Annotated in this window: 6 protein-coding genes and 1 pseudogene; 1 reads left to right on the top strand and 6 read right to left on the bottom strand. The window is 68.5% G+C overall.

From position 1 onward, the window contains the following. The 6 genes and pseudogenes from DFP85_RS12705 to DFP85_RS12680 all read right to left on the bottom strand — a co-directional run. A pseudogene (locus tag DFP85_RS12705) lies at window positions 1-452 on the bottom strand (TauD/TfdA family dioxygenase); the annotation flags it as partial. Then, complete coding sequence (locus DFP85_RS12700; RefSeq protein WP_133636634.1) at window positions 406-2,049, bottom strand: BCCT family transporter; 1,644 nt, start codon at window positions 2,047-2,049, stop codon at window positions 406-408. The gene DFP85_RS12700 and the pseudogene DFP85_RS12705, both read right to left, overlap by 47 nt. 176 nt (window positions 2,050-2,225) lie before the next feature. After that, window positions 2,226-2,681: a thioesterase family protein gene (locus tag DFP85_RS12695; protein WP_133636633.1), complete on the bottom strand. Its 456-nt coding sequence runs from the start codon at window positions 2,679-2,681 to the stop codon at window positions 2,226-2,228. Beyond that, window positions 2,681-3,637 (bottom strand): L-carnitine dehydrogenase, encoded by a 957-nt coding sequence (locus tag DFP85_RS12690; protein WP_133636632.1) that lies wholly within the window; start codon window positions 3,635-3,637, stop codon window positions 2,681-2,683. The genes DFP85_RS12695 and DFP85_RS12690 overlap by 1 nt, the downstream gene beginning before the upstream one ends. Beyond that, a complete protein-coding gene (locus DFP85_RS12685) occupies window positions 3,634-4,554 on the bottom strand; it encodes a beta-keto acid cleavage family enzyme (protein WP_133636631.1) in 921 nt (306 codons plus the stop codon). The genes DFP85_RS12690 and DFP85_RS12685 overlap by 4 nt, the downstream gene beginning before the upstream one ends. A gap of 280 nt (window positions 4,555-4,834) precedes the next feature. Continuing rightward, window positions 4,835-5,362, bottom strand: coding sequence for an HPP family protein (locus DFP85_RS12680; protein WP_133636639.1), 528 nt, complete (start codon window positions 5,360-5,362; stop codon window positions 4,835-4,837). Between the two features lie 552 nt (window positions 5,363-5,914). Here DFP85_RS12680 and putA point away from each other — a divergent pair. Further along, a complete protein-coding gene (gene putA, locus DFP85_RS12675; RefSeq protein WP_133636630.1) occupies window positions 5,915-9,580 on the top strand; it encodes a bifunctional proline dehydrogenase/L-glutamate gamma-semialdehyde dehydrogenase PutA in 3,666 nt (1,221 codons plus the stop codon). The last annotated feature ends 118 nt before the right edge of the window (window positions 9,581-9,698 follow it).

Below are 9,698 nucleotides of genomic sequence, written 5' to 3'. Positions count from 1 at the left end.
TCGAGGGTGTCGGGTCCCGCCTCAGGGCCGCCCTCCCAGGTCGTCACCGGCACCAGCGGCGCCTCGGGGTCCTCGGCGTTGTCGTAGTCGTGGGCGCGCAGCCAGCCGGGGTGGAAGCGCAGTCGACGATCCTCAGGGGCGAAGTTCACGCACAGCGCGCCGGCGGCGTCGATCTCCGCGCCGGCGATCTCCGGCCAGGCGGGCAGGGTGGAGAGATCCAGGATGCGCTCGCGGGTCGCCGGGTTGACGGTGGTGTCGTCGGCGGCGTTCTCGCGCAGCCAGATGCCGTGGTAGCGGCTCACGCGGCCGTCGCGCCAGCGCACCGTCACCAGGCGCGGCGTGAAGGAGACACTCTCGAGGTCGGCCTCGATGGGCCAGGCGTCGTAGTCGGGCGTCGGGGGAAGATCAGCGGTCACCTGAGCCTCCTGTGCGTGTAGAGGTAAGTTTCGCATCGGCCAGCTGCCGTGCCTCGAGGGACTCGCGGAACAGCGAGAGCAGCACGCCGGCAGTCATGACCAGGATGACGCCGCTCAACGGCAGGGCGGCAGCGATCAAGGCGGTCTGCAGCGCGGTGAGGCCACCGGCCAGCAGCAGCACCGCGGCCACCAGGCCGATGACCACGCCCCACAGGACCCGAAACCGGCGCGGTGGCTCCTCGTCGCCCAGCGACAGGATGGTGGTCAGCACCAGCGTCCCGGAGTCGGACGAGGTGACGAACCAGCTCATCAGCAGGAACACCATCATGGCCGAGAGCAGCCAGCCGAAGGTACCGGTGCCGACGATGCCGTCGGCGGTGGCAAACAGCGCCGCCGGCAGCTTCCAGGCGTTGACCAGCTCGATGATGCCGGCGCTGCCCGCGCCGCCCCCCGCGTTGAGCTCCTGGTACATGGCGTTGCCGCCGAAGATGATCAGCCACACGAAGATGATCAGGGTCGGGACCAGCAGCACCCCGAGGACGAACTCGCGCAGGGTGCGGCCCTTTGAGATGCGCGCGATGAACAGCCCGACGAAGGGGGCCCAGGCCAGCCACCAGCCCCAGTAGAAGATGGTCCAGCCCTGCTGCCACTCTACGGTCGCGGGCTCGTCGGCGAACCATAGGCCCATGGGGATGAAGTTGACGGCGTAGTCGAGCAGGGTCTCGCCGAAGGCGGTGATCAGCCACAGGGTGGGGCCGCCGATCAGGAAGACGCCGACCACGAGCACCGAGATCCAGATATTGAGCTCGGAGATCACCCTGATGCCGCGCCGGACCCCGGTGACCGCCGAGAGGATCGAGACCATCGAGATCAGGGCAATCAGGATCAGCTGGGTATCCAGGCCGGCGCCGATACCCACCAGGCGCTCCAGGCCCACGGCCATCTGGCTGACGCCGAGGCCCAGGGAGGTAGCGACGCCGAAGACGCAGCCCAGCACGCCGAGGATATCGAAGAGGTGGCCCAGCGGGCCGAAGATGCGCTCGCCGATGAAGGGATACAGGGCCGAGCGCAGCGCCAGCGGCAGGCCCTTGCGGTAGGCAAAGTAGGCCAGCGACATGCCGACGATGACGTAGATCGCCCAGCCGTGCAGGCCCCAGTGGAAAACCGTGACCCGCAGGGCGTCGATGGCGCGCTCATGGCCGATGGCGGTGGCCCCAGCCATATCGGCGTGGGGGTTGTTGGGATAGCCGAAGGCGCCGGTGTCGTCGAGGTAGAAGACCGGCTCGGCGACGCCGAAGAACAGGATGCCGATCCCGATACCGGCCGAAAACAGCATCGAGAACCAGGCGAAATTGCTGAACTCGGGGCGGCTGTCATCGGGTCCCAGGCGCACGCTGCCGTAGCGGCTGAGGACGATGAAGGCACACACCGCCAGCAGCAGCATCACCGTGATCAGGTAGTAGCCGCTGAAGGTGCTCTCGATCCAGGCGCGAGCGGCGCCGAAGACGCTGCCGGCGGTTTCGGAGCCAAGCCCGGTGAAGAGCACGAAGGCCAGCACCAGGGCGCCTGCCGTGAGGGTCATGCCCTTGTGCATGCCCTGGAAGAGGCCGCCCTGGGCGAGCTCGGTCACCATGTAGTCGGTGGTCGTCTCGGCGTGCGGATTGGCGCCCTGTGACGAGGACGAGGGGCGAGTGGGGGGAGTCGACGCAGCGATAATCCATATCCTCCTTGGCCGGACCTCGGGCCGGCAATCCCGTCGGGCCGCCCCTGGAGTGGGCGGCCGGTCGCTGTTGGTTCTGGACGCGGGGGCTAGCGGCGTATGCCGATGGTGCGCCCGGCCAGTTCCGGCCAGGCGTCTCGCGCAACATGGGGCAGTGCGCCAATGGCGCTCTCGACGGGCGCGGGAAAGGGCGCGGGACGCACGGCCTCGCTGTCGATGCCCATCAGCATCTGCTCGCTGGTGGCCAGCAGGTTGCCCGCCTCATCGAGCAGTTCGAAGAAGACGTGCAGCCGCTTGGCGTCGCGGTCCAGCAGGGTCAGGGCGACCCTGAGCGGCTGCCCCTCGTGGACCTCGCGGCGGTAGCAGAGGTGGGTCTCCAGGGTGTAGATCGTATAGCCGTGCCGCTGGCGGCCGGTGGCATCCAGGCCAATACGGTCCATCAGCGCCTCCACGCCCAGGGAGAAGACCCTGGCGTACTCGGCGTCGTTCATGTGGCCGTTGTAGTCGACCCACTCGGGGGCGACGCGGCTCTCCAGGATCACCATCAGATGCGTCCCTCCAGGCCCTCTGCCTCGGGCCAGTACTTCTGCACCAGGTCGAGCAGCTCCACCAGGAAGTCGTCGCGGCGGCGGTCGAGCTCGGCCACCGGGCGGCCGGCGGCCTGGTGCTCGCAGCCCTCGACCACCCGGTCGATCAGCTCGTCGGTGAGCTCGGGCGCCTCCAGCTTGGTCCAGGGCAGTTTCAGCGCCGGGCCGAACTGCTCGAGCATATGACGCATGCCCTGCTCGCCGCCGGCCAGGTGGAAGGTAAGGAAGGTGCCCATCAGCGACCAGCGCAGGCCACAGCCGTAGACCACGGCGGCATCGATCTCCTCGGTGGTAGCCACGCCGTCATTGACCAGGTGCAGGGCCTCGCGCCACAGCGCCTCCATCAGGCGGTCGGCGATATGCCCCTCGATTTCCCGGCGCACCACCAGCGGGCGCATGGCCAGGTCCTGGTAGAGCGCCTGGGCCTGCTCGATCTGGCGGGGATCGGTGGCCTCGCCGCCCACCAGCTCCACCAGCGGCAGCAGGTAGACCGGGTTGAAGGGGTGGGCGACGATTACCCGCCCCGGCGCCTTGGCGCAATCCTGCTGCAGGTCGCTGGGCTTGAAGCCCGAGGTGGAGGAGCCGATCACCACCTGGTCTTCCGCGGCAGCGTCGATGGCGGCGAGGATCTCCTGCTTGAGCGGCAGGCGCTCCGGCACGTTCTCCTGGATCAGGTCGGCGCCCGTCACGGCGGCTTCGAGGCTCTCCACGAAGCGCAGCCGCTCGGGGCTGGCGCCCTCGGCCAGGCCCAGCTTCTCGAGCGAGGCCCAGGCGCCCGCGACGAAGGCGCGGGTGCGCGCCGGAGCCTCGGGGTCGGGGTCGAAGGCCACCACGTCCCAGCCGCGGGACAGGGCGCGGGCGATCCAGCCGTTGCCGATCACCCCGGTGCCGATCACGGTGAGTTGGCGGCTCATGCTTCACCTCCGGCGGCTTTTTCCACGGTCTGGCCGGTGTTCGGATCGCGCAGCCTGAGGTGGGCGCGGGTCTCGGCCGGCGTCATCACGCGGCCACCGAGGCTCTCGATGATGTCCCCGGCCTTCTCGACCAGCCCGCCATTGGTGGCGAGCACCCCTTTCTTCAGGTAGAGGTTGTCCTCCAGGCCGACCCGGGCGTGGCCGCCGAGCAGCATCGCCTGAGCGACCATGGGCATCTGCTGGCGGCCGATGCCGAAGGCGGCCCAGTTGGCGTTCTCCGGCAGCTTGTTGCGCATCGCCAGCATGGTCTCGGGGTCCGCCTCGGCGCCCCAGGGAATCCCCAGGCAGAGCTGGTAGAGCGGGTCGCCGTCGATCAGGCCCTCCTGCTGCAGCTGTCGGGCGAACCAGACGTGGCCCAGGTCGAAACACTCGAGCTCCGGCTTGACGCCGGCGGCCTGCACCAGTCGGGCGTGCTCGCGCAGCCAGTCTGCCGGGTTCACGTAGACCATGTCGCCGAAGTTGAGGCTGCCGCAGTCCAGGGTGCAGAGCTCCGGGAGCAGCGCGCCCACCGGCTCGTGGCGCTCGGCCGGGGTCTGGATGTCGGTGCCGGGGCCGCCGCGGGTGGGGTCCGCGGCGTCGGGGATCCAGTCGCCGCCGCCGCCGGCGGTGATGTTCATGACGATGTCGACGTCGGCCTCGCGGACCCGCTGCATCACCTCACGGAAGTGGTCGACGGAGTGGCTGATGCCGCCGGTCTCGGGGTCGCGCACGTGGATATGGGCCACGCTGGCACCCGCGCGGGCGGCCTCGATGCAGTCGTCGGCGATCTGCTTCGGCGTGACGGGCACGTTGGGGTTCTTGCCGGCGGTATCGCCGGCGCCGGTGACGGCGCAGGTGAGGATGACGTTGCGGTTCACGTTCGGCCTCCTGTGGCTCAACGAGGATGTGCCTACAGTGTGGGGGCATCCCGGCGTGACGTTTTGACCAGGAACGACGAAAAATCCACATCAAACGTCATTCACGTCGAGTTCCTGACGCCAAAGGCGAGCAGCGGGACCCGCCGACGCCACGGCACGTGGCCAACGGGAGCAATCAGGCAAGAGAGGGAAACCGGGTGAGGCACGGGGCCTGATGTGTGGCGATCGGCGTCGATGGCGTCAGCGGTGCAACACCCCGGCCTGACGCCTGCAATATCGCCTACCAGTGCAGCGGATAGCGCCGATGGCGAGCCAGGTTGTTCACCAGCACCGCCACCAGCACCATGATCGTGCTGCCGATGCCGATCGGCATCAGCGGATACCACCACTCCAGGCGGGTGATCTCGGGCCCCCCGATCACCGCAACCAGCGCGGCCGCCGCGCCGGGCGGGTGCACGCTGTGGGTAAGCTGCATCAGCAGGATCGAGAGCGACACGGCCAGGGTCACCGACAGCGCCGATGCCCCCAGTAACTGGAAGCAGGCGACCCCCACCACTGCCGAGAGCAGGTTGCCCAGCAGCACGTTGCGGGGCTGGGCGAAGGGGCTCTCCGGCGCGGCATAGAGCAGCACGGAGGTCGCCCCGAAGGAGGCCACGATCAGCAGGTGCTGGGAGAGCCAATGGGCACTCAGCCAGCAGATAGCCCCCATGCCGGAGAAAGCGCCGACCCATGACCAGAGCGCATCGCGAAAATCGGGAGTCTCACGTTTCAGGCGCTCGCCGCGCATCTTGCCCAGATATGTCTTCATCATCCATAAGGGATCGAGAGTGAGCGCGAGAGTCTGACAAATCACACGTTGGAATTAAAGACAATATTTTATATATCAAAAAGGAATGAAATTGATCGAGATCATCACGACCTACCGTTCCATGGCACTGCGGTGGTCGGCATGACCTGGGTCAATGCGGCCGTTTCCTCGCCAAGGAGGGCGATGGCGTAACGCTCGGCGTCTGTGAACCAGCACAGGGGGCCTGTCCAAGGGGGCGATCACAACCGAACGCGCCGGCGACCCGGTATTGGGCCCCCGCGCTGGATTCTCGAGGCCTGTCGGGTGACGCGCTTTCAACGCTCAAGGCGCCAAACGCCAGCGCCCGAGCAGCGCCCTTTCCAGGCAGGTAGGCTGGCATCATTAACGGCGAGGCGGCCTGCTTCTCGCCTGCCCATCAGGCCATCTCCGTCGTCGAGCCGGTTGGCGCAACCCGTGCCGGAACGCCTAAGCTGCAACATCACCTTTCGACAAGAACGACAACATCCAAGCGGCGCATCGACGCTGCGTGTCGGCCATCCAGGGAGATCGACCATGAACAAAGCCAACCTTCATCCGCATGGGGCCGTCAGCGAGCTGCGGGGACGGATCCGCGAGCACTATGCGGCCGACGAGGCCGACGTGCTGCATGAGCTGGTCGGACAGATCAAGCTGTCGGAGGAGGACCGCCGCAGGGTGGCTGATGTAGGTGCCAACTATGTAGCGCGCGTGCGCAAGGAAAGGTCGCCCTCGATGATGGAGGCGTTCCTCGCCGAATACGGTCTCTCCACCGCCGAAGGCGTCGGCCTGATGTGCCTGGCCGAGGCGCTGCTGCGCGTGCCCGACGCAGAGACCATCGACGATCTGATCCACGACAAGATCGAGCCGTCCGACTGGGGCTCGCACCTGGGCAAGTCGTCGTCGTCGATGGTCAACGCCTCGACCTGGGCGCTGATGCTGACCGGCAAGGTGCTGGATGACGATCCCAAGGGCCCGGCGCGGGCGCTGCGCGGCCTGGTACGCCGGATGGGCGAGCCGGTGGTGCGCAAGGCGGTCGGCCAGTCGATGCGCATCCTCGGCCGCCAGTTCGTGCTCGGCCAGACCATCCAGGAGGGCATGAAGAATGCCCGCGAGCTCGAGAAGCAGGGCTACACCTACTCCTACGACATGCTGGGCGAGGCGGCGCGCACCGACGAGGATGCGCAGCGCTATCATGAGGCTTACGCCAAGGCGATCACCGCCATCGCCAAACAGGCCAAGGGTGACGTGCGCGGAAGCCCCGGCATCTCGGTGAAGCTCTCGGCGCTGCATCCGCGCTACGAAACCACCCACCGCGAGACGGTGATGGAAACCCTGGTACCGCGCGCCCAGGAACTGGTGCGGCAGGCGGCCAAGGCCAATATCGGCTTCAATATCGATGCCGAGGAGCAGGACCGCCTGGACCTCTCGCTGGACGTGATCGAGGCACTGATGGCCGACCCTAGCCTCGACGGGTGGGACGGCTTCGGGGTCGTGGTGCAGGCCTACGGGCGACGTGCCGGGCCGGTGATCGAGGCGCTCTACGACCTGGCCGAGCGCCTCGACCGCAAGATCATGGTGCGACTGGTCAAGGGCGCCTACTGGGACACCGAGATCAAGCTGGCCCAGGAGATGGGCGTCGAGACCTTCCCGGTCTTCACCCGCAAGGTCAACACCGATGTCAGCTACATGGCCTGCGCCCAGCTGCTGCTCGACCGGCGCGACCGCATCTACCCGCAGTTCGCCACCCACAACGCCCATACCTGCGCCGCCATCGTCGCCATGGCGGGCGACGACAAGGACAGCTACGAGTTCCAGCGCCTGCACGGCATGGGCGAATCGCTGCACCATATCGTCAAGCAGTCGGAGGGCACGCACTGCCGCATCTATGCCCCGGTCGGTGCGCACCGTGACCTGCTGGCCTACCTGGTCCGCCGCCTGCTGGAGAACGGGGCGAACTCCTCCTTCGTCAACCAGGTGGTGGATGATTCGATTCCCCCCAGCGAGGTCTCGAAGGATCCGGTGGCCGGGATGCAGCAGCTCGGCGACGCCATTGCCAGCCCCATGATCCGCCAGCCCGGCGAGCTGTTCGCCCCCGAGCGCAAGAACTCCCGCGGCTACCGGATCAACGAACCCGCCTCGATCCTGCCGCTGCTGGCGGCTCGCGAGAAATTCGCCGACACCACCTGGACCGCCGGGCCCATGCTGGCGGGAAGCCCGGCCCCCCAGGGGCCGGCCAAGGATGTCGTGTCGCCCGCCGACACCTCGCGGGTGGTCGGCCAGGTGCATGAGGCGACCCCGGAGGAGGTGGCGACCGCACTGGACGCCGCCGAGGCGGGCTTCCGCGAGTGGTCGGCGCGACCGGTGGCCGAGCGGGCCGAGGTGCTGCGCCGCACCGCCGACCTCTACGAGGCGCACATCGCCGAGCTGACGGTGATCTGTACCCGCGAGGCCGGCAAGATGATGTTCGACGGCATCGCCGAGGTGCGCGAGGCGGTGGACTTCCTGCGCTACTACGCCAACGAGGGCGAGCGACTGGACGCCGAAGAGCCGGGTAGCGCTCGAGGCATCTTCGTCTGCATCAGCCCCTGGAACTTCCCGCTGGCCATCTTCACCGGCCAGCTCGCCGCGGCGCTGGCGGCCGGCAATGCGGTGCTCGCCAAGCCCGCCGAGCAGACACCCATGATCGCCGCGCGGGCCGTCGAGCTGATGCGCGAGGCCGGCCTGCCCGAGGCGGCGCTGCAGCTGCTGCCCGGCGACGGGCCCACGGTGGGCGGGCCGCTGACCAGCGACCCGCGGATCGCCGGCGTCTGCTTCACCGGCTCGACGCCGGTGGCACAGATCATCCACAAGGCCCTGGCGAAGAATGCCGGGCCGGACGCCGTGCTGATCGCCGAGACCGGCGGGCTCAACGCCATGATCGTGGACTCCACGGCGCTGACCGAGCAGGCGGTGCGCGACATCCTGATCTCCTCCTTCCAGTCGGCCGGCCAGCGCTGCTCGGCACTGAGGATGCTCTACGTACAGGAGGAGGCGCGGGATCGGCTGCTGACGATGCTCGATGGCGCCATGGACGCGCTGACCATCGGCGACCCCTGGAACACCGACGCCGACGTCTCGCCGGTGATCGACGCCGAGGCCCAGGCCGATATCAGTGCCTATGTGGCGGAGAAGGAAAAGGCCGGCAAGGTGCTGAAAAGGCTGTCCGCGCCGGACGCCGGCACCTTCGTCACCCCGGCCGTGATCGAGGTCGGCGGCATCGAGGACCTCGAGCGCGAGATCTTCGGCCCGGTGCTGCACGTGGCCACCTTCAAGGCGCGGGACATCGACAAGGTGGTCGATGACATCAATGACCGGGGCTACGGGCTGACCTTCGGCCTGCACACCCGCATCGACGACCGCGTGCAGCAGATCGTCGAGCGGATCCATGTCGGCAACATCTACGTCAACCGCAATCAGATCGGCGCCATCGTCGGCTCCCAGCCCTTCGGCGGCGAGGGCCTCTCGGGTACCGGCCCCAAGGCCGGCGGCCCGCTCTACGTCAACCGCTTCCGCCGTACCGCCGCCATCGAGCGCCTTGAGGCGCCGACAGGGAATGCCGTGACCGTCGGGGATCTGCAGTCGGCCCTCGACGGGCTGGATTCACGCAACTGGGCGGCACGGCGCGATCGGGTCGAGGTGCTGCGCAAGGCGCTCTCCGGCAAGGGTGGCGTGGTCCGCAAGGCGCTCGCCGAAACCGCGGCGCTGGACATGACGCCCCAGACGCTGCCGGGGCCGACGGGCGAAAGCAACCGCCTGGCGATGTATCCGAAGGGCCCGGTGCTCTGCCTTGGGCCGACGCTGGACATCGCCGTCGCCCAGGCGGTGCAGGCGCTGGGCGCGGGCTCGCCGGCAGTCGTCGTTGCCCCCGGCGCGGCGCAGGCCGTGCAGCCTCTGATCGATGCCGGGGCGCCCGTCGCCGCGCTCGACGGCAGCGTCGCGGCAGAGACGCTGACCACGATCAGGGGGATCGAGACCGTGGCCGCAGCTGGCGACAGCGACTGGACCCGCGAGCTGCGCATTGCGCTCGCCGAGCGCGACGGCGCCATCGTCTCGCTCGAGACCCAGACCATCGCGCCGGCACGCTACGTGGTGGAGCGTCACCTCTGCATCGACACCACCGCCGCAGGCGGCAACGCCAGCCTGCTGGCGACGGCCGAATAGGCTCGACGCGCCTGCCAGCGGCATCCCGCCGCGGCAGGCGCGGCAGCTTCCCCCCGGGGAGAGCCTTCCCAACCGCTACGCCGGGGCCTTGAGCCCCGGCGTTTCTTGGTGCGACAGG

It is taken from the genome of Halomonas ventosae (genome assembly GCF_004363555.1).
In the GTDB taxonomy this organism is placed as follows: Bacteria; Pseudomonadota; Gammaproteobacteria; order Pseudomonadales; family Halomonadaceae; genus Halomonas; species Halomonas ventosae.
This window is presented reverse-complemented; position numbering and strand designations above follow the sequence as displayed.